At 58.8% G+C, this 23,645-nt stretch carries 21 protein-coding genes and 1 tRNA gene; 14 read left to right on the top strand and 8 right to left on the bottom strand.

The window, feature by feature from the left end:
* Positions 1 to 21: 21 nt before the first annotated feature.
* The 3 genes from RGM2987_RS17485 to rfbC are packed head-to-tail and all read right to left on the bottom strand — an operon-like array spanning position 22 to position 3,825.
* Positions 22 to 1,413 (bottom strand): sigma-54 dependent transcriptional regulator, encoded by a 1,392-nt coding sequence (locus RGM2987_RS17485; RefSeq protein ID WP_245143602.1) that lies wholly within the window; start codon positions 1,411 to 1,413, stop codon positions 22 to 24.
* Positions 1,410 to 3,218, bottom strand: a complete 1,809-nt coding sequence (locus RGM2987_RS17490) for an ATP-binding protein (protein ID WP_245143606.1) — start codon at positions 3,216 to 3,218, stop codon at positions 1,410 to 1,412. The genes RGM2987_RS17485 and RGM2987_RS17490 overlap by 4 nt, the downstream gene beginning before the upstream one ends.
* Positions 3,219 to 3,276: 58 nt before the next feature.
* Positions 3,277 to 3,825 carry a dTDP-4-dehydrorhamnose 3,5-epimerase gene (gene rfbC, locus RGM2987_RS17495; RefSeq protein WP_245143609.1) on the bottom strand — a complete coding sequence of 183 codons (549 nt, stop codon included), beginning with the start codon at positions 3,823 to 3,825 and terminating at the stop codon, positions 3,277 to 3,279.
* A 153-nt stretch (positions 3,826 to 3,978) separates the two neighbouring features.
* Between rfbC and RGM2987_RS17500 the strand changes: the two genes are divergently transcribed.
* The 8 genes from RGM2987_RS17500 (at position 3,979) to RGM2987_RS17535 (ending at position 13,031) form a co-directional block, all read left to right on the top strand.
* Entirely contained in the window at positions 3,979 to 6,891 is a 2,913-nt protein-coding gene (locus RGM2987_RS17500) for an aminotransferase (protein WP_245143611.1), read from the top strand.
* Positions 6,892 to 7,161: 270 nt separating this feature from the next.
* The gene (aguA, locus tag RGM2987_RS17505; protein WP_245143613.1) at positions 7,162 to 8,268 is read left to right on the top strand and encodes an agmatine deiminase; all 1,107 of its coding nucleotides are present in this window, start codon (positions 7,162 to 7,164) and stop codon (positions 8,266 to 8,268) included.
* 236 nt (positions 8,269 to 8,504) lie between these two features.
* Positions 8,505 to 8,705 (top strand): hypothetical protein, encoded by a 201-nt coding sequence (locus tag RGM2987_RS17510; protein WP_245143616.1) that lies wholly within the window; start codon positions 8,505 to 8,507, stop codon positions 8,703 to 8,705.
* 473 nt (positions 8,706 to 9,178) lie between these two features.
* Positions 9,179 to 10,465, top strand: coding sequence for an OprD family porin (locus RGM2987_RS17515; protein ID WP_245143618.1), 1,287 nt, complete (start codon positions 9,179 to 9,181; stop codon positions 10,463 to 10,465).
* 362 nt (positions 10,466 to 10,827) lie between these two features.
* Positions 10,828 to 11,574 (top strand): 2OG-Fe dioxygenase family protein, encoded by a 747-nt coding sequence (locus RGM2987_RS17520; protein WP_245143718.1) that lies wholly within the window; start codon positions 10,828 to 10,830, stop codon positions 11,572 to 11,574.
* A gap of 13 nt (positions 11,575 to 11,587) precedes the next feature.
* Positions 11,588 to 12,025, top strand: coding sequence for a GNAT family N-acetyltransferase (locus RGM2987_RS17525; RefSeq protein WP_245143620.1), 438 nt, complete (start codon positions 11,588 to 11,590; stop codon positions 12,023 to 12,025).
* Entirely contained in the window at positions 12,022 to 12,735 is a 714-nt protein-coding gene (locus tag RGM2987_RS17530) for an AzlC family ABC transporter permease (RefSeq protein ID WP_245143622.1), read from the top strand. Before RGM2987_RS17525 ends, RGM2987_RS17530 begins: the two co-directional genes overlap by 4 nt.
* Complete coding sequence (locus RGM2987_RS17535; RefSeq protein WP_245143625.1) at positions 12,714 to 13,031, top strand: AzlD domain-containing protein; 318 nt, start codon at positions 12,714 to 12,716, stop codon at positions 13,029 to 13,031. The genes RGM2987_RS17530 and RGM2987_RS17535 overlap by 22 nt, the downstream gene beginning before the upstream one ends.
* Here the strand turns inward: RGM2987_RS17535 and RGM2987_RS17540 are convergent.
* The gene (locus RGM2987_RS17540; protein ID WP_245143627.1) at positions 12,948 to 13,874 is read right to left on the bottom strand and encodes a LysR family transcriptional regulator; all 927 of its coding nucleotides are present in this window, start codon (positions 13,872 to 13,874) and stop codon (positions 12,948 to 12,950) included. The genes RGM2987_RS17535 and RGM2987_RS17540 overlap by 84 nt on opposite strands.
* A 132-nt stretch (positions 13,875 to 14,006) precedes the next feature.
* On the opposite strand from RGM2987_RS17540, the gene RGM2987_RS17545 reads away from it, so the two are divergent.
* The 3 genes from RGM2987_RS17545 to RGM2987_RS17555 all read left to right on the top strand — a co-directional run bounded on the left by RGM2987_RS17545 (position 14,007) and on the right by RGM2987_RS17555 (position 15,440).
* Positions 14,007 to 14,249, top strand: coding sequence for a type II toxin-antitoxin system YafQ family toxin (locus RGM2987_RS17545; RefSeq protein WP_280639971.1), 243 nt, complete (start codon positions 14,007 to 14,009; stop codon positions 14,247 to 14,249).
* 103 nt (positions 14,250 to 14,352) lie between these two features.
* Positions 14,353 to 14,763: an MbcA/ParS/Xre antitoxin family protein gene (locus tag RGM2987_RS17550; RefSeq protein WP_245143630.1), complete on the top strand. Its 411-nt coding sequence runs from the start codon at positions 14,353 to 14,355 to the stop codon at positions 14,761 to 14,763.
* Positions 14,763 to 15,440, top strand: a complete 678-nt coding sequence (locus tag RGM2987_RS17555; protein WP_245143631.1) for an RES family NAD+ phosphorylase — start codon at positions 14,763 to 14,765, stop codon at positions 15,438 to 15,440. Before RGM2987_RS17550 ends, RGM2987_RS17555 begins: the two co-directional genes overlap by 1 nt.
* A gap of 73 nt (positions 15,441 to 15,513) precedes the next feature.
* Here the strand turns inward: RGM2987_RS17555 and RGM2987_RS17560 are convergent, their stop codons facing one another.
* On the bottom strand, positions 15,514 to 17,121 hold the full coding sequence (locus tag RGM2987_RS17560; RefSeq protein WP_245143632.1) for a methyl-accepting chemotaxis protein: 1,608 nt from the start codon (positions 17,119 to 17,121) through the stop codon (positions 15,514 to 15,516).
* Positions 17,122 to 17,446: 325 nt separating this feature from the next.
* Here RGM2987_RS17560 and RGM2987_RS17565 point away from each other — a divergent pair, with 325 nt between their 5' ends.
* Positions 17,447 to 18,415 carry an alpha/beta hydrolase gene (locus RGM2987_RS17565; RefSeq protein ID WP_245143633.1) on the top strand — a complete coding sequence of 323 codons (969 nt, stop codon included), beginning with the start codon at positions 17,447 to 17,449 and terminating at the stop codon, positions 18,413 to 18,415.
* 174 nt (positions 18,416 to 18,589) lie between these two features.
* On the opposite strand, the gene RGM2987_RS17570 is transcribed toward RGM2987_RS17565, so the two are convergent.
* Positions 18,590 to 18,868: a DUF3077 domain-containing protein gene (locus RGM2987_RS17570; RefSeq protein WP_245143635.1), complete on the bottom strand. Its 279-nt coding sequence runs from the start codon at positions 18,866 to 18,868 to the stop codon at positions 18,590 to 18,592.
* A gap of 1,398 nt (positions 18,869 to 20,266) precedes the next feature.
* Here RGM2987_RS17570 and RGM2987_RS17575 point away from each other — a divergent pair.
* Entirely contained in the window at positions 20,267 to 21,625 is a 1,359-nt protein-coding gene (locus tag RGM2987_RS17575; protein WP_245143647.1) for a Fic family protein, read from the top strand.
* A 187-nt stretch (positions 21,626 to 21,812) separates the two neighbouring features.
* Positions 21,813 to 22,454 carry a BRCT domain-containing protein gene (locus RGM2987_RS17580; RefSeq protein WP_245143649.1) on the top strand — a complete coding sequence of 214 codons (642 nt, stop codon included), beginning with the start codon at positions 21,813 to 21,815 and terminating at the stop codon, positions 22,452 to 22,454.
* Between the two features lie 146 nt (positions 22,455 to 22,600).
* On the opposite strand, the gene RGM2987_RS17585 is transcribed toward RGM2987_RS17580, so the two are convergent.
* Positions 22,601 to 22,676 (bottom strand) — tRNA-Thr (locus RGM2987_RS17585).
* A 75-nt stretch (positions 22,677 to 22,751) separates the two neighbouring features.
* The gene (locus RGM2987_RS17590; RefSeq protein WP_245143651.1) at positions 22,752 to 23,576 is read right to left on the bottom strand and encodes an FkbM family methyltransferase; all 825 of its coding nucleotides are present in this window, start codon (positions 23,574 to 23,576) and stop codon (positions 22,752 to 22,754) included.
* Between the last annotated feature and the right edge of the window lie 69 nt (positions 23,577 to 23,645).

The following is a 23,645-nucleotide window of genomic DNA, read 5'->3' on the forward strand; positions in this document are numbered from 1 at the left end:
TGAAAGGGCGTTGATCCATACTCAATCCGATTCATCGGACGCGCCGTGGTTGCTGTCGCCAAAGGTCAGTCCATGTTTGCGCAACTTGTCGTGCAAGGTCTTGCGCGGAATACCCAGCGCTTCGGCGAGGCTGCGCACCGAGCTGTGGGGACGGGCCAGTTCGGCGGCGATCAGGGTTTTCTCGAAGTTTTCCACCTGTTCGCTCAGACCTCCACCGATCACCTCCACCGGTGCGCCGGGGCTGCCATCGGGCGTGCTGTTATCCAGGGCCAGTTCAAGGCCCAGGGCGAAGCGTTCGGCGGCGTTCTGCAGCTCCCGCACGTTGCCCGGCCAGCTGTGGCGCAGCAGCAACGCCCGTTGCGCCGGTTGCAGCTCATGGGGCGGCAGGCCATGGCGGGCGCTGGCTTCGTTGGCGAAGTGCTGGAACAGCACCAGCGCATCCTCGCCCCGTTCGCGCAGCGGCGGTATGCGCAGCGGCGCAACGTTCAGGCGGTAATACAGGTCGGCGCGGAAACGTCCCTGGTCAGCCGCCTGGCGCAGGTCTTCCTTGGTGGCGGCGATCACGCGGATGTCCAGCGGGATCTGCTGGTTGCCGCCCACCCGCTCCACCATCCGTTCTTGCAGCAGGCGCAGCAGCTTGACCTGGACGTCCAGGCTCATGCTTTCGATTTCATCGAGAAACAGTGTGCCGCCGTTGGCGAACTCGAACTTGCCGATGCGGCGTTTCTGCGCGCCGGTGAACGCGCCGGGCTCATGGCCGAACAGTTCGCTTTCCACCACCGACTCGGCCAGCGCACCGGCGTTGATCGCCACGAACGGCCCGTTGCGCCGGCCTGAAAGGTCATGCAGCGCCCGGGCGACCACTTCCTTGCCAGCGCCGGTTTCCCCGAGGATCAGCACGTCGGCGCGGGTGGCCGCCAGGGCACCGATCTGCTCGCGCAGGCGCAGCATCGGCGTCGACTGGCCCACCAGGCGGGCGCTGAGCTCATGCCGATCGCTCAGGGCCAGACGCAGGCTGCGGTTGTCCAACACCAGTCGGCGCAGGGCCAGGGCGCGGCGCACACTGTCGAGCAAATGGTCGCTGGCGAAGGGTTTTTCCAGAAAGTCATAGGCCCCGGCGCGCATCGCCTGCACTGCCAGCGGCACGTCGCCGTGACCGGTGATCAGCAGCACCGGCAGCTCCGGGTCTTGTGCGTGAAGTTCGCCGAGCAGTTCGAGACCGTCCATGCCCGGCATGCGAATGTCGCTGACCACCACGCCTGGCCAGTCGCGGGGCAGCTGCCCGGCCACGCCCTTGGCTTCGGCCAGGGGCAGGATCTTCAGGCCGGCCAGGTCGAGGGTCTGGCTCAAGGCCTGACGCAGGTGGGGATCATCATCGATCAGCACCACCTCAATCCGGTTGTCGATGGTCATACACTACGGTCCTCGGACGGTTGCAGGCTTACCCCGGGCGCACCATGGCGCAACTTCAGGGTGATCAGGGCGCCGCCTTCCTTGTGGTTGGAGAACGACAGTTCACCGCCGAAGGCGCGCATCAGGGTGTCGCAGATCGCCAGTCCCAGGCCAAGCCCCTGGGTGCGGGTCTTGGTGGTGTAGAACGGCTCCCCGGCGCGGCCGAGGGCTTCCATGCAAAAACCCGGGCCGTTATCGCGGATGTACAGGTTGACGCCGGTTTCAGTGGCTTGGGCACTGAGCCAGAGTTTGCGCGGCGGGCCTTTTTCGGTCAGGGCGTCGAGGGCGTTGGCCAGCAGGTTGCCCAGGACCTGGCGCAAGCGGGTCTCGCCGGCCTCGACCCACAGGGTGGCGGCCGGCAGGTCGCGGATCAGCTCCACTTCCATGCTGCGCCGGCGTTTGGCAAGCAGCGCCAGGGCGTCGTCCAGTGCCGGTTGCAGGGCGACGCTTTCCGGGGCGTGGCGATCGCGGCGGGCGAAAGCGCGCAAATGCGCGATGATCGACGCCATTCGCCCGGTCAGTTCGCTGATCAGCTTGAGATTGCCCCGGGCGTCCTCGGTGCGCTGGTGGTCGAGCAATATCTCGGCGTTCTCGGCGTAGCTGCGAATGGCCGCCAACGGCTGGTTGAGTTCGTGGCTGATGCTCGCCGACATCGTGCCCAGGGCGGATAATTTGCCGGCCTGAACCAGGTCATCCTGGGCGCGGACCAGTTCCTGCTGCGCCTGCTCCCGTTCGAGGACTTCCTGGCGCAGTCGCCGGTTCAGGCCTTCCAGGTCGCTGGTACGCTCCGCCACCCGGCCTTCCAGTTCGTGGCGGGCCTTGGCTTCGAAGGCGATGCGGTCCAGATAGTGGCGCCGGCGCTGCATCATCAACCCGAGCAGCAGCATCAACACCAGCAACGCCGCGCCGCCAGTGGCAACCACCGTGCGCACCGGACGGTCGATCAGCGTGCGCGGGGCGAGAATGCTCACGCTCCAGCCGGTCTCTTCGATGGATTGGGTCTGGGGCAGCCAGGCGTTGGGGTCCAGATTCAGCGGCTTGGGATCACGGGTCGGGTAGGGTTGCACGGCGCCGATAGCCTGGCGTTCGTCGTCAGTCAACGGCCGGGTTGCGCGAAATCGCCAATCCTGGCGCGATGTGAGAATGACCACGCCGTTGTGATCGGTGACCAGCAGTTGCTCCGGGGTCTTGCCCCACAGGCTTTCGGTGTGGTCCAGGTCGACCTTGACCACCAGCACGCCGATGACTTTCTCTCGCTCGCGCACGGCGGCGGCAAAGAAATACCCGCGCTTGGCCGAGGTGGTACCCAAGCCGAAGAAGCGCCCCAGGCGTCCGGCCATGGCCTCGATGAAATACGGGCGGAAAGCGAAATTGCGGCCGACGAAGCTGTCATGTTTATCCCAGTTCGACGCTGCCAGGGTCTTGCCGCTAGGGTCCATCAGGTACATCACTTCGGCGCCGGTCTGGGCGCTGATATTTTTCAGCAGCCGATTGGCGTTGCCCTGGGTGACGCCATCGTCCGGGGCCGACAACGCCGCGCGCAGGGCCGGCAGGTCGGCAAGAATCTGCGGCAGCACCTCATAGCGGTGCAGTGTACCCAGCAGGTTGGCGACATACAGGTCCAGGGTCTGGCGGTTCTGCCCGGCCAGCTCACTGCGGTAATAACGTTCGGCCAGGTGCTCCAGCGGCCACAACAATGGCGCCAGGCACAGCGCAAGCAACGCCAGGCTGCGCCAACGGGGTCTGCGGGGAAGGGTGGAATTCATGAGCGTGCGCCTGTGGGGACAAGCGCATTATGCCTACGACGAAGGTTGGAGTCTGCGATCAGGCGAAGACGTCGGCATCCTGAAGCAATGACGCAGCCAGGTCCTTGCCCGACAATTGCGGCGTGATATCGCCCAGTTGCCAGTCGATATCCAGCTGCGGGTCATTCCATAGCAGGCTGCGCTCTGAAGACGGGTCGTAATAGTCAGTCGTCTTGTAGAGGAACTCGGCATATTCGCTCAATACGACAAAACCATGGGCGAAGCCTTGCGGCACCCAGAGCTGACGGTGATTGTCGGCGGACAGTCGCACGGCAACCCACTTACCGAAATTGGGCGAGCTGCGACGAATGTCGACAGCCACGTCGAGTACTTCGCCTGCGCTGACCCGTACCAGTTTGCCCTGCGTGTTCTGCAACTGATAATGCAGGCCACGCAAGACGCCCTTCTGCGAGCGGGAGTGATTGTCCTGCACGAACTGGGTCTCTACTCCGGTCAGTTCCTTGAATGCCTTGGCGTTGAAGCTTTCATAGAAAAAACCGCGTTCATCACCAAATACCTTCGGTTCGATGATCAAGACGTCAGGCAGGTCGGTGGCGATTACATTCATCGGGCGTTTCTCCGGCGGATCGAATAGGACAATGGCGCCTATTCTTGCCCAAAAGTGGCGGACGGCGCGAGTTCTCAGTGAGGAGGGGGGTTGCTTATCCTCCCGCTCAATGGCGAGATAGGCATCCAATAAAACAACCCCAGGGGTCGTTGTATGCCACTCGCTACGTTGGTCCACCGCGCCAGTTTGCCAAGCCCACAGATCAGTGCCGAACAGGCCCTGGTGCTGCTGCGCTCGAATTATGGACTCAGCGGTGACCTGCGACCCCTTGGCAGCCAGCAGGACCTCAATTACCGCGTCGACAGCGAGCGTGGGCGGTTCGTCCTGAAGATCTGCCATGGCGACTACGCTGTCCAGGAACTTGAAGCCCAGCATGCCGCGCTCAAGCTGTTGGCCGAGCACAGCGCGGTCAAAGTGCCGAGGGTGATGCTGGCGGGCAACGGTGAGGATCTGCTGACCCTGGACGTCGACGGGCAAGCGGTTCATATCCGCCTGCTTGAATACATCGACGGCCAGTCCCTTACCCAACTCAAGCACCTGGGGCCGGAGCTGGTGACTGGCCTGGGGCAACTGTGCGCGCAAATCGACCTGGCACTGGCAACGTTCGACCATCCAGGCCTGGAGCGTACGCTGCAATGGGACGCCCGCCACGCCAACACGCTGATCGGCCATCTGCTGCCGGTAATCCGGGACGAGCAACGGCGCACCTTGATCGCCGACATTGCGCAGCAGGCCGAGCAGCGCCTGCAACCGCTCAAGGCCCGGTTGCCGGTGCAGGCGATTCACATGGACATCACTGATGACAACGTGGTCTGGCAGCGCGATGCCCAACGCCAATGGCAGTTTCAGGGAGTCATCGATTTTGGCGATCTGATCCGCACCTGGCGCATCACCGACCTGTCGGTGACTTGCGCGGCCCTGCTGCATCATGCCGACGGCGATCCGTTCTTTATTCTGCCGGCGATCAAGGCCTATCACGCGGTCAACCCGCTGCAACGCGAAGAACTGCTGGCGCTCTGGCCGCTGATCGTAGCGCGTGCCGCCGTGCTGGTGCTCAGTGGCGAGCAGCAGGTCAGCATCGATCCGGACAACCAGTACAGTCGCGACAACCTGGAGCATGAGTGGGAGATTTTCCGGGTCGCCCACTCGGTGTCCTTCGAGTTGATGGAAGCGGCGATTCTCAACGCCGCCGGTCACAGCCTGCCGCCTATCGCCAGCGCAGGCTTCGCGCCGCTGCTGCCAACCCTGGTGGGACGCGAATTCGCGTTGATCGACCTGGGCGTGCTGAGCCCGCATTTCGAAGCCGGCAATTGGGAACAGCCGGGTATCGACCAGCGCCTGCTGGTTGAAGCCGCCGGCGTTCACGGGTTGGCCGCCAGTCGCTACGGACAGTACCGCTTGTCTCGCACCCTGCCGGACAGCGCCGTGGAGCCCGAGACCTTTGCATTGCACGTGGAGCTGAGCGTCCCCGATGGCACGCCGCTGGAATCGCCGTTCGCCGGGGTGGTGCACAAGACCGCCGATGGTGGCCTGCAACTGGACAGCGTGCAGTTGAGCGTGCGGCTGTGGGGCGTCACCTCGCCGCTGCATTCCGGCGCCGCGCTGGTCAAGGGGCAGATATTGGGCGAAGTGAAGGGGCTGCTGCGTGTTCAGTTGTGCAGGGGCGCGCAGTTGGATCCGCCGTTGTTCTGCACGCCGTCCAGGGCGACTGCCTGGCAGGCGCTGTGTCCTTCGCCGGCGGTGCTGCTGGGGTTGGCGTGCGACGCCGAGCCGGAGATCGATCCCGAGGCGCTGCTGGCCCGCCGCGATGCGAGCTTTGCCCGTTCCCAGAAGCACTATTACGTCGATCCGCCACGAATCGAGCGCGGCTGGCGCAATCATTTGATCGACATGCAGGGTCGGTCCTATCTCGACATGCTCAACAATGTCGCGGTGCTGGGCCATGGGCACCCGCGCATGGCGGCGGTGGCCGCCCGGCAGTGGTCGCTGCTCAATACCAATTCGCGCTTTCACTACGCGGCGATTGCCGAGTTTTCCGAACGCCTGCTGGCGCTGGCGCCGTCCAATATGGACCGGGTGTTCCTGGTCAACAGCGGCACCGAGGCCAATGACCTGGCGATCCGCCTGGCCTGGGCCTACAGCGGCGGTCGGGACATGCTCAGCGTGCTGGAGGCCTATCACGGCTGGTCCGTGGCGGCCGATGCAGTGTCCACGTCCATCGCCGACAACCCCCAGGCCTTGAGCAGCCGTCCGGACTGGGTGCACCCCGTGACCGCGCCGAATACCTATCGCGGCGAATTCCGTGGCCCCGACAGCGCGCCGGACTACGTGCGCAGTGTCGAGCACAACCTGGCGAAAATTGCCGAGCAGAAGCGTCAACTTGCCGGCTTCATTTGCGAGCCGGTCTACGGCAATGCGGGTGGTATCGCACTGCCGCCGGGCTACTTGAAGCACGTCTATGCCTTGGTCCGCGAGCGCGGCGGGGTGTGTATCGCCGACGAAGTGCAGGTCGGTTATGGGCGCATGGGCGAGTTTTTCTGGGGCTTCGAAGAGCAAGGCGTGGTACCGGACATCATTACCATGGCCAAGGGCATGGGTAACGGTCAGCCGCTGGGTGCGGTCATCACCCGGCGGGAAATCGCCGAAGCGCTGGAGGCCGAGGGTTACTTCTTTTCGTCAGCCGGTGGTAGCCCGGTCAGTTGCCAGATCGGCATGGCCGTGCTGGACGTCATGGAAGAAGAAAAACTCTGGGAAAACGCGAAAGTGGTGGGCGGACATTTCAAGGCCCGGCTCGAGGCCTTGATCGAGAAGTATCCCTTGGTCGGCGCAGTGCATGGCTCAGGGTTCTACCTGGGCGTCGAGCTGATCCGCAACCGCGACACCCTGGAGCCGGCCACCGAAGAAACCATGGCGCTGTGTAATCGCTTGCGTGAGCTGGGGGTCTTCATGCAGCCGACAGGCGACTACCTGAACATCCTCAAGATCAAGCCGCCAATGGTCACAACCCGCCAGAGCGTAGACTTTTTCGTGGATATGTTGACTAAGGTGTTGGAGGAGGGGTTGTAGCTGACCCAGCGTCAATCTCTGTGTGGGAGCGGGCTTGCTCGCGAAGGCGGCGTGTCAGTCCATGGATATGTTGGATGATTAACCGCTTTCGCGAGCAAGCCCGCTCCCACAATGGAGATGCCAATTAGTCGATTTTTGTCGGCATTGCTCAACGTTTTTATATTTTTTATTTGTTTTAACCCTTTGAAAGCCGATTTTTATCGCTTATAAAGTCCCCTCAGCACGCCATACGTGCATTCTCTTTCGTCTCGCTCACTGGAGTCCTGATTCATGACAACGTTGCGCAGCACTCCCCGCGCGGATGGTTTCCACATGCCTGCCGAGTGGGCGACGCAGACCCAGGTCTGGATGATCTGGCCCGAGCGCCCGGATAACTGGCGCCTGGGTGGCAAGCCGGCGCAGGCCGCCCACGTTGCGGTGGCCAAGGCCATTGCGCGTTTCGAACCCGTGACCGTGGCGGTGTCCGCAGCCCAATACGAAAACGCTCGGGCGCGTCTCGACGTACCGAATATCCGCCTGGTGGAGATGTCCAGCGACGATGCCTGGGTTCGCGACACCGGCCCGACCTTTGTCATCAACGACAACGGCGAAGTGCGCGGTGTCGACTGGGATTTCAACGCCTGGGGTGGTTTCGACGGTGGCCTGTATGCACCGTGGAACCGCGATTCGCAAGTGGCCGGCAAGATCCTGGAGATCGAACGTAGCCCGCGGTATCGCACCGAAGGATTCGTGCTCGAAGGGGGCTCGATTCATGTCGACGGCGAAGGCACCCTGATCACCACCGAGGAATGCCTGCTCAACCGCAATCGCAACCCGCACTTGAGCCGCGAAGAAATCGAAGCGGTGCTCAGCGCGCAGCTGGCGGTGGACAAGATTATCTGGTTGCCGGATGGCCTGTTCAATGACGAAACCGACGGCCATGTGGATAACTTCTGCTGCTACGTACGCCCTGGCGAAGTGCTCCTCGCCTGGACCGATGACCCGCAGGATCCGAACTACAGCCGTTGCCAGGCAGCGATGAAAGTGCTGCAGAACAGCACCGACGCCAAGGGCCGCCCTTTTACCGTGCACAAGATGCCGATCCCGGGGCCGCTGTTCGCCACCGAGCAAGAATGTGCCGGCGTGGATGCGGTGGAGGGCTCCCAGGAACGTAACCCGAGCGTGCGCCTGGCCGGTTCCTACGTGAATTTCCTGATCGTCAACGGCGGCATCATCGCGCCGAGTTTTGACGACCCGCTGGACGCGCCGGCCCGGGAAATCCTGCAGAACCTGTTCCCCGAGCACGAAGTGGTCATGGTGCCGGGGCGCGAACTGTTACTGGGTGGCGGCAATATCCATTGCCTTACCCAGCAACAACCCGCTGCGCGGGCAAAATGAGTGCGGTTGTAACAGCCTGGTCACAGGCGCTGCGCCGGCTCTAGATCGGTCATTTTGGATCCATCCCGGCAAGCCCGCGGCCTGATTGGTGCGCGGGCTTTTTTGCGGCTGTTGATAAGCGACTTCGGTACTTTGGCATAGCTCTTGTATTGGTATTCCGGCAGTTCGAGGACTGAGTCGTTTTGTCATAAACCTTGGATACATTGGCCGCTCATCAACCAGGAGAGGGCGCTGGAATGAATATGTTAAGCGAGCGCACATGCCATCCCTTGGCTGTCAATGGTGAGTCGCTTCAAGCCTTGGCGCAGTGGTTGAAGTCCAACGGAACGCGTCAGGTCAGAGAACCTGACCCACGCCGGTTGATCGTTGAGCGCTACCCTGCCGGGCTGTTCAGCGAGGCGGAGCTGGAAGCGTTGTGGGATGTCATGCAAGGATAGAATTCGACGGATTGATAAAAAGCGCTGGCCGGGATGGCAGCGCTTTTTTTGTGTCTGCAGATTGTGAACTGAAGTAGATCCCTGTGGGAGCGGGCTTGCTCGCGAAGGCGGTGTGTCAGCCGATGCCTGCGCTGAATGTGCTGGCCTCTTCGCGAGCAAGCCCGCTCCCACAGGACAGTGTCTGACGAGCCGGGGAAATTCGACCGATCCAAGAAACACTAATGAACGGTTCTTAGACTTTTTTCGCCTAATTACAGACGATTCACGAAATTGACACGCGATTGAGCGCGCGACTAGGATTCGCCCACGCCTGTGGCTAACAGCCATGACTCTTAAATAATAAAAAGGCCCGACACGAATAATCGTGGGCGGGCCTTTTCATTATTTCAGGAGCAAGAGTCCGAAAAAGAGCGCAAAAGCGCCATTTCGGCTGCCGGTCGCAGTGCGTATCAACCCGTATAAGGAAAATAATCATGTTGAACAAGCGCATCGGTCTGATCGCACTGGGGATTTTGAGCACGACACACGCCATGGCCAATGACCAGGCAGAGTCCAAGGGGTTCGTTGAAGACAGCAGCTTGAAGGTGCTGCTGCGCAACGCTTACATCAACCGCGACTACAAGGATGGCAACAACGACAAGGCCGAGTGGGGCCAAGGGGCAATCGGTACGTTCTCGTCCGGTTTCACCCAAGGCACCGTCGGCGTGGGTGTGGACGCCTTCGGCCTGTACGCCTTGCGTCTGGACGGTGGCAAGGGGCGCAGCGGTGCACAAGGCATCGACTTCTTCAAGCAAGGCGACAGCGGGAACGCCGCCGATGACTTGTCCAAGTTCGGTGCAGCGGTCAAGTTCCGGGTCTCCAATACCGTACTGGCCTACGGCGACCAGATGCCGGCCCTGCCGGTGCTCAGCTATGACAACTCGCGCCTGTTGCCGGAAAGCTACACCGGCACGCTGATCACTTCCAAAGAGATCAAGGGCCTGGAACTGAACGCCGGGCGTTTCACCGCCGAATCGCGCAAGAGCGCCGAAGGCCGTGACAGCGGTGGCCTGAAGTCGATCAACGTGTTGGGCGGCAGCTATCAGTTCACCGAGCAGTTCAAGGCGTCGCTCTATGCGTCGGACGTCGAAGACGTGTTGAAGAAGCAGTATGTGAACGCCAATTACGTGTTCCCGCTGGCCAAGGATCAGTCCCTGACCCTTGACTTCAACGGTTATCGCACCAAGCTGGACAACAGCTACGTTCGCGAGAACAACGTCACCGGCGACGACAACAAGATCTGGAGCCTGGCCGCTACCTTCGCCACCGGCCCCCACAGTTTCACGCTCGCCCACCAGCGCAGCACGGGCGACAGCAACCTGGGTTATGCCTATGGCGGTTATCAGCGCGGGCAGAATCGAGTGGGTGACGGTGGCAATACCATCTACCTCGCCAACTCCTACTGGTCCGATTTCAACGCTGAAGATGAGCGCAGCTGGCAACTGGGCTACGGTCTGGACTTCACCACCTTCGGCGTACCGGGCCTGAGCTACAACGTGGCCTACGTGCGTGGCGACAACATCACCACCTCCACCAGCGAAGGCGGCACCGAGCGCGAGATCTTCAACCAGTTCAAGTACGTGGTCCAGAGCGGCCCGGCCAAGGACCTGGCGGTAAGATTGCGCAGTTCTGTGCTGCGTGTGTCGCAAAAGTCCAGCGAGTACAACGTCAGCGGCAACGAGCTGCGGGTGTTCGTGGATTACCCGATCAATGTCTTCTAATGGCGTAAAGGCCCTGATGTCCAAGGGGCGGTGATAAACGCGTGGCGAGGGAGCTTGCTCCCGCTGGGTTGCGTAGCAACCCCCTTTTTGGGGAGCGCTGCGCACTGGAGCGCCAGCCCGGTCCAGCGGGAGCAAGCTCCCTCGCCACAGTTCGTTGGTGCCAGTCTTCGGAGTCGGGTGTTTTGCGCGTGAGCGGGTCGAAAACGCCTTTGAAAACCACTTTTTACCCGAGAAAAAATCCTACTGATTTCACTTCCGCCTCCGTTTCAAGTACGGCTTGAAATGCCTCAAATTCTTTCTCATGGACGTAAATCCTGCACCTACTAGATTAGGCCGCTCAATGCAGTGGAGACCTGATGAAAATGATCGTTCTGAACAGGGAAGTGGGCGAAGCGCTACGCCGTGACAAATACGTTAACGTTCGCGGTGGCGACTTCAACCTCTACGGTCATTTCGGCGACTTTGTCCGGTTGACTAAAAGCTGGGAGAACATGGAACCGGACAGCTATTACGGCCAGGCCGAGTCCGGCATGCGTTTTCGCCGTTACAGTGACTTCGAATACAACCCCGCCACCCGCGAGCTCAAGCAGCTCGAACACCGGGCCTACATCCAATCCAAGGCCAACAACAGCTATGTCGGCGGATTGGAGCGCCACTTCCAGGACTTCTCCAACGAAGTGATGAATTCGCCTGTGATGCGCAGTCTGATCGACACGGACTTCGAGGTGTACAAGCACGTCCTGCCGCCGGAACTGCACGATGAAATCTGGCAGTGCCAGATCCATCAGATCCGTATCGAGATCAAGCCGGGCAAGGAGCTGGAAATCACTCCCGAAGGTATTCACTGCGATGGCTATCCGTTCAGCGGCGTGCACTTCTGGGGCCGCAACAATGTGGCCGGCGCAGAGAGCCGTTTGTACACCGCCCAGGAAGAACAACTGGCGGCGACCACCTACGAGGATATCCTCGATACCACGTTCTTCCTTGACCGTGACATGCGCCATTACGTGACCCCGGCGCGCAATATCCACAGCCACGAAATGGCGTACCGGCAGATCCTGGCGATCTCTTTCTCGCGGCCCGGGACCGCTTTCGACATTGTTCGCTGAATGGCTTGAACCCATGGACGACTCGACGCAGCAGGTGCTGTTACGTCGGGCCATGGTCAGGGACGCCGAGCGAATGGAGCGGTTTTTCCGCGGCTTCGATGAGGTGTCGTTCTGCGAATGGCAGGACGCCCGGTTCCTGCGGGGTGTCTTGTTGCAGGAAACCACCACCGCCTACGTGGCCGTCGATTCGAGCGGCGAGGTAATCGGGGCGGTGATCGGCGGCATGCTCGGCACCCGTGGCACGATCAACCACCTGGCGGTCAGCCCCTTGCATCGCACCAAGGGCCTGGGCCAGCGGCTGGTGGAAGCGGCGTCAGCGGACATGAAGCGGGTCGGCGTGCTGCGCATGTTCCTTTTCGTCGACGATGCTAATCTGGCCGGCAAGCGTTTCTGGGCCGCCCAGGGGTTCTGTGAGCCTCGGGGTGAAATCACCTTCGAGAGGGATTTATGAACAAGACTTCCAGCCAGCCGCTGGTGGTCGAACCACAAGCCTCGCGTACCTTTGCTGAAGCCAGTCCGGTGGTAGCGGGTTATTTTACGGTTTCGTTTGTGTTCGGTCTGATGGCGGTCAACGCCGGGTTGCCCTTGTGGCTGCCGGTAGCGATGTGCCTGTTCGTCTATGCGGGCGCTTCGCAGTTTGCGGCGCTCGCGTTGATTTCCAGCGGCGCATCGTTGACCACCATTGTCCTCACCACCTTCCTGATCAATGCGCGGCATATGCTGATGTCGGTCTACATGGCCAAGGCCCTGCGTGCGCTGGGGCTCAGCCGTTTCGAGCGCTGGTGCTACGCGGCGGGGCTGACGGACGAGTCGTTCGCCTTCCACAGCGTCAAGCTGGGCACCGGGGCGCCGGTGAGCGTGCGTTACCTGGTCGGCTTCAATCTGTTCTGTCACACCTCCTGGGTGCTCGGCGGCTTGCTCGGCGCGGTATGCGCGCAATATGCGGCCCATCTGATCAAATACCAGCTCGACTATGCCCTGACGGCAATGATGCTCTATGTGCTGGTTTCGCTGTGCAACACTCGCAACAAACTGATCGCTGCCCTGGCGGCAGTGGTCTGCATGGGCGGGCTGAGCCTGCTGGGCAGCTCGCCGTTCAACGTCTTCATTGCCACCTTCGTTGGCTGCGGGGTGGGCGTATGCCTGACCAAACGTTCCTGATCCTGGTGGTGGCCTTGATGATGGCCGTGACCCTCCTGCCCCGAGCCTTGCCGTTGCAGGTCAATACCGAACACTGGCCGCCTTTCGTCGCCCGGGCCTTGGAATACCTGCCGGTGGCGATCGTCGCAGCCATCAGCCTCACCCCGTTGTTGATCAAGGATCAGCAGATACAACTCGACCGTCCGGAGTTTTATGCGGCCATTCCGACGCTGCTATGTGCGTATTTCAGTCGTAATCTGTTTCTCAGTGTGGCGGTGGGTACGGCGGCGTACATCGCGCTCGGATCGTTCCTGTAGCGAAAGGTCCACCACGTCTTGTAACGCCTGGCCGGGCAACTCGGGGTTGTTCACTGCCAGGCGAACGTCGAGAAAGTCCTCGAAGTCCGGGAAGATCGCCAGGCCGTTGCGCAACGCCGCTTCCCGGGACACCAGCCCCAGCCCATCGAGCTGGGTGATCAACGACAAGGTCAACGTTTCGCTGCAGGAATAGATCATCCGCTGGCTCGTACCGTATTCGCCCAAACCTGCATCGAGAAAGCGCAGGAAACTGTGGGAATAAGGACATTCTTCTGCCGGACGCACTTGAAACCTGTCGCCCAGCAAGCCAAGGGAGTCGTCTTCGTCGCCGCAATGCGCGCCGACCACTCGCACCTGCACGTCGGGCATGGTGATGCTGGAAAAAACGCTCTGCTGCTGCCCGATCAGGATCGCCAGGTCAAAGTCTTCGTTGCGCAGCTTGCTCAGGTTCTCCATCGACTCGGCGTAACTGAACTCCAGCTGATACTGGGGAAATACCGCAATCAGCCGATCGATCATCCGCCGATTGAACTCCGTCGGCAGGGTGGTATTGAGCGCCACCTTGAGCGTACGCCGTCGCGGTGTCTTGAGCGCCGCGACTTTCTCTTCCAGTTGCCGGGTGGCCACGAGCACCTGATCCATGAAAGGCGTCAGTTCCATGCCTTGGCTGGTCAATGTCAGGCCTTTGTTCGAGCGCCGGAACAATCGGAAGCCGAATTGCTCCTCCACCTTGTTCAACTGCGCCGCCAACGCCTGCACCGTGAGGCACGAATGCTCGGCCGCTGCCGACAACGAGCCGGTCTGCACGATGCGCATGAGGTTGCGTAGGGTTCTGCTATCCATGGGGTAATGCCCTCTGCTTAAGTGGGCTCGCTATAGTTGTGCACCTGGCCCGGGCCAGGCAGTGCCTGCTGGCTATCATCATGCACCTTGCCACCGTTGTCGCGATTTTGTGCCGAAAAGCTTAGGAAGGCGATGGTTGGAGCTTATGTGGGATTTGGGGGTTTTGCCCAGTCAATCCGGATCCAGCAGGTGATGGTCATGTTGTTTCTAGGCGAAGGGCTGCCGAGTGAGTTTCTGGATCACCCATTGACTGGTAACTGGGATGGATTTCGCGAGTGTCACATTGGGGGCGACTTCCTTCTGGTTTATGAGCACTCACGTCCGGATCTCATTACGTTTGTCGATTTGGGGAGTCACTCGGAGTTGTTCCGGTGAGTCTTGTTAGTGGCTGGCTATTCGCCTGCGAATAAAATTTTATAAAATATACATATCTGTACTATGCTTGACGCATAACCCAGCTACAAAGGAGCCCAAACCCATGGCGACTTCCTCTATTACCCTCAACGCACAGCAACAATTGGACTCCCCGGACGCGGGTCGAGTCGCGTTGAAGTTTTTCTTCAACCTCATGGAGCTTTGGGGCTGCAGCGTCGAGCAGCAGCGCACGTTGCTGGGCAAAGTCGGCAACACCACCTTCTACAAGTACAAACAGCTGCCGGACAACGTAAGGTTGCCCCGTGACACCCTCGAGCGAATTTCCTACCTCATGGGTATCCACAAGGCGCTGAGCATCATCTTCAGCAACAGCCGGGATCGTGTGTACCAGTGGGTCAGCAGCCCCAACACCGCCGCGCCATTCAACGGCCAGTCGGCACTGTCCTACATGCTGGCCGGTCGGGTGGTGGACATTGCCGATGTACGGCGATACCTCGACGGGGTGCGCGGTTGATGACGCCTCCACTGGCAGACCCGCAATGGAAACGGGCCTATCGGATCGTCAACAGCAGTTTCCCGCCGATCACGCTGTTCGAAGATGTCCTCGACCCTGAAGACCTGGCGACCGCCTATGCCCTGGAGGCGCTGACCAACGACCGGCTCATGGCGGAAGCCGGCGTGTTGTCCCGGGTCCGTCCCGAAGACCGGGTGTCCGGGCCGGGCTCCTCACCGGTGATGGCGGCGTTTACGCACATCGGCAAAAGCAGCCGTTTCAGTGACGGCACGTTCGGCGTCTACTACGCCGCCAGCAGCCAGGAAGCCGCCATCGCCGAAACCTGCTATCACCAGGCCCGATTTCTCGGCGCGACCAACGAGCCGGACCTGGAGTTGACCATGCGCACCTACGTCAACAAGGTCATCAAGCCCCTGCACGACATCCGCCACGACTACCCTCATCTGCACGACCCGGACCCCACCGCCTACGGCCCGTCCCAAGTGTTCGCCCGGCAACTGCGCGAAACCTTGTCCTGGGGCCTGCTGTACAACAGCGTGCGCCTGCCCGGCCACGAATGCGTCGCCGCGTTTCGCCCGCCGGCGGTTTCGATACCCGTGCAGGGCAAGCATATTCGGTATGTTTGGAATGCCCAGAAGCGCGAGATTTCGTTTGTGTTTGAGGTGAGTCAGGTGTGAGGCGGGCTTTTATAGAAAATTATGGCTGGGCAATAATTATTGCTCAGCCATAATTTTGCCAGTTGCCTGCTGATCAAATCTTGAACTGCTGCACCGACGCCTGCATCGATCCAGCCGCATCGTTCAACTGATCCGCCGTTTGCGTCAGGTTGTGAATCGAGCGGGTATTTTCCCGGGACTGCTCGGCAATCGACTCCACCCGCTGCGCCATCTCATCGCTGGCTTTTGACTGCTCGGCGATGGTCTGGGAAATTTCCTCCACCACCTCCGCCGCATGCCGGGCGCCTGTGCGGATCTCGCTGATGGACACTCCCGCCTGCTGGGCCAGGTTTACGCCCTCATCCACGCGGCTGACGCAGGCCTGCATGTTCGCTACCGCGTCCCGTGCGCTGGACTGGATGCGCTCGATCATCGCGGTAATTTCCTGGGTGGACTGGGTGGTGCGCGCCGCCAGGTTGCGCACCTCATCGGCCACCACCGCAAAACCCCGGCCTGCCTCACCGGCCCGGGCGGCTTCGATGGCGGCGTTCAGCGCCAACAGATTGGTCTGCTCGGCGATGCTCTTGATCACCTGGATGATGGAATGAATGTCCTCGGACGACGCATCCAGCGCCGTGATTTTGCTGGAGGACTGGTTCACCACCTCGGCGATGCGGTTCATGCCTTCCACCACCCCGAGAATCACCTGACCACCGCTGCTCGCCAGTTGCTCGGACTGCGCCGAAATCGTCCGGGCACTGTCGGCGTGCTGATGGATCTGGCTGATGTTCGCCATCATCTGCTCCATGCTCGCCGCCATGCTGGTGGCACTCTGGGCCTGCTGATCGGCACTGGAAACGATCTGTCGCGCGGTACTGCCCAGGTTCTGGGAGGTGCCATGCAACTCATCGCTCTGGCTGCGGATCGTGGCAATCATCTGCCGTAGATTACGCTGCATTTGCTCGATTACACCTTGTAGCTGGCCCAGCTCATCCTTGCTTTGCGCACCCATCGAGCGTTGCAAGTCCCCTTGGGAAATCGCCTGGGTACTGAGGATGATCTTGTTGAGCGGCGTGAGTACCGCCTTGAGCAGATTCCACGACAGCAGCGCCAATGCCACACAGGTTGCCAACAACGTCGCAATCAACCAGCGTCCCGAGCTTTGAATACTCTGGTCCTGAAACTCACGAGAGCTCTGGGCCTGGTTTTCGATCAACTCACTGACCGCCTCGTTGCGCTCCTCCAGCGCAGAGAACGCCGCGTCGAACTCCGCCCGCAATGCATGACCATCCTGGGCACCGCTCAGCGCCTTGCCTATGACCTGCTTTGCCTTTTCGATGTAGGTATCAGCCTGCGGCTTCAACTCGGCAATAGCCGTGTGAACAACCGGCGGCAAGTTTGCCTCGGCGTTCTCGGCAATCACCTTGCGCATCCGTTGCGAATGCTCGTCGAAAGCCTCCGTTACCTCCTTGGCCCCTTGAGCGTCCCCAGGCGCCACGAGCAGCGCAGCCAACACATCGCCACGAATGGCGTCATGCATCATGTCCGCCTCCATGTGCTTGCGCATCGCCGAAATACTGGTCTCATTCTGCGCCAGCGCCTCGGTCATGGCGTGATAACCCCACAGCCCGATGCCACCGAGCAACAGCGCAAAAGACAGGCTGACCAATCCCGAGCCTATGACCTTGGTGCGGATCTTCATCGCTGACTGCTCCTGGAGCGAGGATTTCTGGGCAAGTGTAGTTGAGCGCCAGCGGAGCCTCGTGATTGGGGCGTGCTGTTATTGATGGTATCGGCTGGAAAAATAATTAGCTGAATGCGCAGCAGCAGGTTGGCGAGGACGCTTGCTGCCGAAACGCCAATAGCCACTCGTCGAGACTGTCGCTTCTGACAGTAGCCATCGTGTCGAAGATGCGCTCAGTCTAGAGCAGAAAACTTCGAACTTCTCGACTCCTGGAATTACCCGCAACGTAGCTGTCGAGTTTGGGAGCAGCTTGGGAAGTTAGCCGGCCTGGGGTTGTCAAAAAATGAGAAAACTCATTATTTCCGCTTTTTCGTTGGCTATCTCAGGGATGTCTGCTCAGTTGCAAGCGGCTACCCCAACAACGGACCCTGAGAGCGTCTTGATTGATGGTGCAGCCTTTAAAAGCGAATATGCGAACGTGAACGGCATTCGCATGCATTATCTGGTGAGCGGTAACGGCGCCAAGCCCGTGCTATTGGTGCATGGCTTCCCGGGCAGCTGGCGCAATTGGGAGGCGCTCATGGGAAGGCTGGTGCGCGCTGGTTATACCCCTGTCGTTCCGGACTATCGTGGTGCTGGGGAAACGGAAGTTTCTGCAAGCGGCTATGATAAAAAGAACATGGCGCTGGATCTGCATGAGCTGATTAAAACGCTGAAGATGAAGCAGGTGGATATTGTCGGCCATGATATGGGCTTGATTGTCGCCTATGCCTACGGTGCGCTTTATCCGCGCGAAACCAAGCATATTGTGCTGATGGATGGATTTATTCCGGGTATCCCTGGGTGGGAAACTCCTTATAACGGCAATCCTGCGGCCGGTATCCCAAGCAAATGGCATTTCCGCTTCTTTGGAGCCACTGCGGTAGAAATGATCCAAGGAAAGGAAAAAATCTACTTGGACATGTTTTTCGATAGCTTCGTATATGAAGGTAATCCTTCCGTATCCAAAGAAGTGCGCGGCTCTCTGGTGAAAGATTACTCCCGACCCGGACGCATGGAGGCGGCATTCAAGCTTTATTCTGCGTGGGTGGAATCTGATGCAAACGACAACCAGGCGTTTGCTCAAAAAAAACTGACCATCCCGGTGCTTACCATTGGTGGAGACCATTCAAGAGGCAAGACATTGTCCGAACAGGTACAGCATATTACTACGCAACCTCAGTCCCTGATCCTGCAAAACACCGGACATTGGGTTCTTGAGGAGAAAACAGAGGCTACCAGCGAAGCGATTCTGGATTTTTTGCAAAAGTAACGAGCCGTGGCATTGATGGACAGACCACTTTTACTGAGTGCACCGCACCCCCCGTGGCGAGGGAGCTTGCTCCCGCTGGGGTGCGCAGCAGCCCTTCTTCACCCGCACTCACAGAACTCAACATTGAGGTGCAACGCTGCCCACCCCATCGAGCAGCGTCGCACCGCCTCACACCTAAGCGGAATAACTTCCCGGCGCTTCCAGCACCTTCACCACATCATCAATAACGGCCTTGCTCATGTCCTGCAAATAGCACGACGCCCAGGCATAGCGATCCGTGTCGCGAATCATCGCGGCGTCTTCGGCCAAAAGCTTGGCGACGTGGAGCAGGTCGGAGGCATGGGATAGGGCTTCGCCGATAGGGACGCCGCTGTTGACGCGAAAGAGTGGACGGTCGGAGTGGAAGGAGAAGGGGGTTAGGCCTATGGTTTTGAAGTCATGCGGGTTTGGCATTGTCTGGCTCCTTGACTTGAAAGAGCTGCCACCGACCTTCTCACAGGTTGGGGTGGCAGCCGTGCGCGGGGTGAGAAACCGGCAATCAAGGCAACCGGTAGACCCGAAGGTCTCCCACGCACAGCCGCCATAAAACGACATCGCAGACGAAAAAAAACGCCACGATGGGTTTCGGGCGCTTATGCGCCTTGATTGCTTCGGGTTCTCACGCCCGGTCGCTGAATTTGCAGCGACAGTTGAAGAGTAGCGGGTGAATGGGAAGGCTGCAATCGTGTCGCTATGCTGGCGAGTCAGAGGCAGGTATGTTCGCCATTCCATTTGCGGGCGAGGTCGGTGGTCGTGGCTTGAGTACAGGTCCAGGTAGCTCTGTGCTGAAGAGCGATGTAGTTGTCTCTAGACAGAAAAAAACCGCACGATTTGAGCTTGCTGACTGGGTCAGCCTAGGCTTGGCGGGTGTGTTAAGGGGCATTATAGGTAGCTGGAGAAGGTCATCAACTTAAGACTGACGTGAAATTGTAACGGGTGCTGGAGCATGCAGATTTGGACGCGGGCTGAGCGTGCTCGCCAGGGCATCGATCCGGCTGATCGTTGGTGGATTTGCCTGCGTTATCGCGAGCAGGCCCGCTCCCACAGGTTGGACGTGCCAGAAACAACAATGCCCCTGCATTTCTGCAGGGGCATTGTTTTGTATGGTGCGGCACCAGGAATCGAACCCGGGACCTACTGATTACAAGTCCAAGTTTCTATCCAGTGAATACTGGGTCTTGTCTGTGTAGCCCATTTTCAAAGGGATATTGGGGAAATAGCTGGTCGACTTTCTGTTTAGGTGTGGACATTTTGTGGACACTGGCGATCGCTGGTAAGGGCATGGCCAGAGCCGGTAGCCCATTGACGCAATGTGCAATCTCGGTCGGCCTAGCGACTTGGCTGCAAGCCACAGGCTGCTTAGCTTTTGGCGTCGAGCCAAGAGGTAAGCGAATCCGACCAGGACAACGACTTTCGGAACCTAGCCGATTATGAAAACTGCGTCTGTTCGAAGATTTTTTGGCCTCCGTCCAAGCGGGCTGTGCCCTCTCGAATTGTTCGTCCACCCAGGAGCCCAGAGCCCCCCGCGTAAGCGCATGACATTCTTTTGCAGAACATTGCGCTGCCTGCAACTGCTCAACGCCTCAGAGCCCCCACAGCGGGCCTGGGCTGGGGCCTTGTTTCACTGCCCAGTCGGTTTGCACAAAAAAAGCACGTCGCAGTACCTGCTGGTATGGCTCGGATTGAAAACTCATCAGCACAGGGCGGCGCTGAGCCGTCACTCATTTTCTAAACTCAAAATCGTTAAAAATTGAGATTTCTCCCTTTCATGGTGTACGCTCATCTCAACTGGATTGAATTTTGAGATTTTCGATGATTAAGCTCCCCCCGCCGATCGTGACCAACCCTTTCGAGCTGATCATGAAAAAATACCCTGCTCTTACAGGGGAATACCTGAAACTGTATGCACCTGTTGACGATAAAGGGCGCTACCAACACTACGACACATTACGATTTAGAATTCCGGCCAAGTTGGATCATTCTTTGGCTTGGTCAGTTGTGAAAAGTAGCAGAAGACTTCAGTTGAGCGACATTATGTCACTCGGCGCGCCTCCACATGTTGGAAGACTATTGCTCACTCCGGCTATTCAAATGGCCATATCTGAAAGTGATAGGCATACGACAGCAGCTGCACTGGAATGGATGAGCAGCAAAATAGGAGAACAGAAGCACATCCAGTACTTGCTTAAAGATCTTATCGAAGATGAAGCAATCAGCAGCAGCCAGCTTGAGGGTGCTGCCACCACAACTAAAGTGGCAAAAGATCTTTTGAAACGCCAGAGAGGCCCTAGAACACCCGATGAAAAAATGATCATCGGAAACTTTAGAATGATGCAGTGCGCTTGGCGTAGTCGGAACACGCCCCTATCGGCAGAGCTAATAGCGGAGCTTCATCAAGTGGGAGTCGAAAATATTGATGACGATCACTACCGCCCAGGTACTTTTCGCTCAGTGGGAGATAATGTTGTCGTTGAGGACGGTGACGGTAACGTTGTTCATACACCGCCGACCGCAGAGGGTTTAGAAGAACGTCTTAACAAGCTTGCCGAGTGGATAAATACTAACCACACCGACATTACTAATAAAACCTACCTTCATCCACTTATTAAGGCCATCATCTTACATTTTTCGATAGGCTACGAACATCCCTTCCATGATGGCAACGGACGAGTAGCACGCTCACTTTTCTATTGGTATCTATTCAAGCATGATTTTGCTGCATTTCGCTACATTGCAATTAGCACCTTATTAAAATCTGCACCTACTAGATATGGCAAAAGCTACGTATACACCGAAACTGACGAAATGGACTTAACGTACTTTGTCGACTATCAGTGCAGGATTATAGCCCGAGCCATTTCGGACTTTAAAGCAGCCTACGAAGAAACGCTAGAAGGGATGAATAAATTTAATTTATTTCTGTATGAATCGGGCTTGTTTGGAAAGCTAAATGACAAACAGAAAACCGTGCTCCAAGTCGCCAAAAGCGGTAGGGCCTTAGAATTTACAGCAACAGCCGTCAAAGATAATCTTGGTTGCTCTTACAACACAGCCGCAGCTGTACTGAATGGACTAGTTGACCATAATCTATTTCAGAAACGAAAAGAAGGACGAGAATGGATTTACACAATGATCCCGGCTAGCCAAATTATTAAGCACTGGTCGCCCTGATCACCTATATAGCTAAGATCTGCAGGCTCACACTAGTTTTTCTTTTGACACTTTGCGGACGGATTTCAACGATGACTGGACTGGAATTGGTTTTTTAGCTCTCTATCCCAATCTGCAGCAGCCATAGTCGGTATATTTGGCGCTTTTATCATCACAAAAATCCCCCACCCCAAAGGACACCCCCGCCATGGACCTGCACAACGAATTCGAAAACAGTAAATTCTTCCACAACGCCCGTATCGATCGACGTGCCGCCGACGCCTTGGTGGGATTGGCCGCAGGCATCACCGCGGACGGCGTCGTAAACACCTCTGAGGCGATTTTTCTGAAGCAATGGCTGGAAAACAATCTCGCGCATCTCAACGACCCAGTGATCAACCTGCTTTATTCACGTCTGGCGTCCATGCTTCAGGACGACGCTCTGGACCCGGATGAGTCTCTTGAGCTGCTGAACATCCTGCGTAGTTTTTCTGGTGTGGGCATTGAGCGGTCGAAGGTTGGCGAAGCGCCTGCCATTTCCCCTACGGACCTTCCATTCAACTCACCTGCCCCTGATCTGGTCTGGGATGGCCGGATATTTGTATTTACCGGTGTCATGACCTTTGGGCCGCGTAAGGACTGTCAGGCGTTGGTCGAGGAGCGGGGTGGTTTGATTGGCGGTGCAGTGAGTAAGAAGGTGCATTACCTGGTGGTCGGCAGCGTGGGTAATGAGCAGTGGCGCCACAGTACGTACGGAACGAAGATTATGAAGGCCGTGGAATTGCGGGAGGCGGGTTCATCGATTGCCATTGTGGGTGAGGATCATTGGCAGAGGATGTTGTTTGGTTGAGGGCGCGATCTAAGAAGAACAGCCCGGTTCTGATCGGCAAATCGTCGGTGGGTTTGCCGGCCTCATCGCGAGCAAGCTCGCTCCCACAGTTTGGATGTGCCAGAAACAACAAAGCCCCTGCATTTCTGCAGGGGCTTCGTTTTGTATGGTGCCGGCACCAGGAGTCGAACCCGGGACCTACTGATTACAAGTCAGTTGCTCTACCAACTGAGCTATACCGGCGTGTGGGCGACGATTATAACGATTGGGTGGGTTCTGTAAACCCCTGAATTCTGACTATTTTTGCGCAGGTACGGCTCAGGCGCGGCGTAGCAGGTTGCGCAGTTTGTCCAAGGTGCGCCAAGTGCGGCTGTTCTGGATGGCGTGGAGTTGGGCTTCGGCGTGTTCGGCCCGTTGCAGGGCGGCGCGCAGTTGTGCGTCCGGGTCGCTGAGGGGGTGGCTGAATTTGTGGCCTTTGCAGAGTTGGAAGCCGTCGAGGTTGCACGGTGGGATGTCGAAGGCCGGTTTGAGGGCCAGGTGTTCTTCGGCGAGGTAGTAGGTGTTGATGCCGTCGAACAGGATGGACTGGTAGCCGGCGTCGGTAATGAGGCGTTCCCAGGTCTGGTCGCGGGCCCAGGGGGTTTCGATGAGGATGATCCAGGGCCGCCAGCGGCTGAAGTCCATGCCGCGCAGTACGGTTTCCTCGTGGCCTTCGACGTCTATTTTCAGAAAGTGGATCGGGCGGTCCGAGGCGTATTGTTCGCAGATCGAGGCCAGGGTGCGCGATTGGACGGTCTGGGTGCGCACGTCCATGCCGGCGTCGCGGTGTTGTTGGGCGACGTTGGCTTCTACCGTGGACAACCCGGTGTCGGCGATGGTGTAGAAGGTCAGGCTTTCGGCGTTTTCGCCGGCTACGCATTGCAGGTTGATGTCCCGGGGGCGTTCCTGGCTGAGCGCGTCGTAGTAAGCCTGGACCGGCTCGATGTTGATGCCGTGCCAGCCGTGGTCATAAAACGCCCTAGTGACGGAGTCGTCTGTCGGATGGTTGGCGCCGACGTCGAGGTAGAAGCCGTTTTCCACCGATTGAAGGGCGCGCCACAGGCGTACGTCTTCGAAATTCTGTGCGTAGGAAATGAACGTCACGGCCGGTCCTTGAGTGCGTGGGCATTGTGTCAATCAGGATACGTGCCGTTGTTGTATAGCACGGGCGGG

This window comes from Pseudomonas sp. RGM2987, assembly GCF_022952855.1.
Classification (GTDB): Bacteria; Pseudomonadota; Gammaproteobacteria; order Pseudomonadales; family Pseudomonadaceae; genus Aquipseudomonas.

Excerpts from the sequence above, each read along its gene's own strand:
- RGM2987_RS17485 (WP_245143602.1), bottom strand. The coding sequence starts at position 1,413 with ATGACCATCGACAACCGGATTGAGGTGGTGCTGATCGATGATGATCCC.
- RGM2987_RS17490 (WP_245143606.1), bottom strand. The coding sequence starts at position 3,218 with ATGAATTCCACCCTTCCCCGCAGACCCCGTTGGCGCAGCCTGGCGTTG.
- rfbC (WP_245143609.1), bottom strand. The coding sequence starts at position 3,825 with ATGAATGTAATCGCCACCGACCTGCCTGACGTCTTGATCATCGAACCG.
- RGM2987_RS17500 (WP_245143611.1), top strand. The coding sequence starts at position 3,979 with ATGCCACTCGCTACGTTGGTCCACCGCGCCAGTTTGCCAAGCCCACAG.
- aguA (WP_245143613.1), top strand. The coding sequence starts at position 7,162 with ATGACAACGTTGCGCAGCACTCCCCGCGCGGATGGTTTCCACATGCCT.
- RGM2987_RS17510 (WP_245143616.1), top strand. The coding sequence starts at position 8,505 with ATGAATATGTTAAGCGAGCGCACATGCCATCCCTTGGCTGTCAATGGT.
- RGM2987_RS17515 (WP_245143618.1), top strand. The coding sequence starts at position 9,179 with ATGTTGAACAAGCGCATCGGTCTGATCGCACTGGGGATTTTGAGCACG.
- RGM2987_RS17520 (WP_245143718.1), top strand. The coding sequence starts at position 10,828 with ATGATCGTTCTGAACAGGGAAGTGGGCGAAGCGCTACGCCGTGACAAA.
- RGM2987_RS17525 (WP_245143620.1), top strand. The coding sequence starts at position 11,588 with ATGGACGACTCGACGCAGCAGGTGCTGTTACGTCGGGCCATGGTCAGG.
- RGM2987_RS17530 (WP_245143622.1), top strand. The coding sequence starts at position 12,022 with ATGAACAAGACTTCCAGCCAGCCGCTGGTGGTCGAACCACAAGCCTCG.
- RGM2987_RS17535 (WP_245143625.1), top strand. The coding sequence starts at position 12,714 with ATGCCTGACCAAACGTTCCTGATCCTGGTGGTGGCCTTGATGATGGCC.
- RGM2987_RS17540 (WP_245143627.1), bottom strand. The coding sequence starts at position 13,874 with ATGGATAGCAGAACCCTACGCAACCTCATGCGCATCGTGCAGACCGGC.
- RGM2987_RS17545 (WP_280639971.1), top strand. The coding sequence starts at position 14,007 with ATGGTTGGAGCTTATGTGGGATTTGGGGGTTTTGCCCAGTCAATCCGG.
- RGM2987_RS17550 (WP_245143630.1), top strand. The coding sequence starts at position 14,353 with ATGGCGACTTCCTCTATTACCCTCAACGCACAGCAACAATTGGACTCC.
- RGM2987_RS17555 (WP_245143631.1), top strand. The coding sequence starts at position 14,763 with ATGACGCCTCCACTGGCAGACCCGCAATGGAAACGGGCCTATCGGATC.
- RGM2987_RS17560 (WP_245143632.1), bottom strand. The coding sequence starts at position 17,121 with ATGAAGATCCGCACCAAGGTCATAGGCTCGGGATTGGTCAGCCTGTCT.
- RGM2987_RS17565 (WP_245143633.1), top strand. The coding sequence starts at position 17,447 with ATGAGAAAACTCATTATTTCCGCTTTTTCGTTGGCTATCTCAGGGATG.
- RGM2987_RS17570 (WP_245143635.1), bottom strand. The coding sequence starts at position 18,868 with ATGCCAAACCCGCATGACTTCAAAACCATAGGCCTAACCCCCTTCTCC.
- RGM2987_RS17575 (WP_245143647.1), top strand. The coding sequence starts at position 20,267 with ATGATTAAGCTCCCCCCGCCGATCGTGACCAACCCTTTCGAGCTGATC.
- RGM2987_RS17580 (WP_245143649.1), top strand. The coding sequence starts at position 21,813 with ATGGACCTGCACAACGAATTCGAAAACAGTAAATTCTTCCACAACGCC.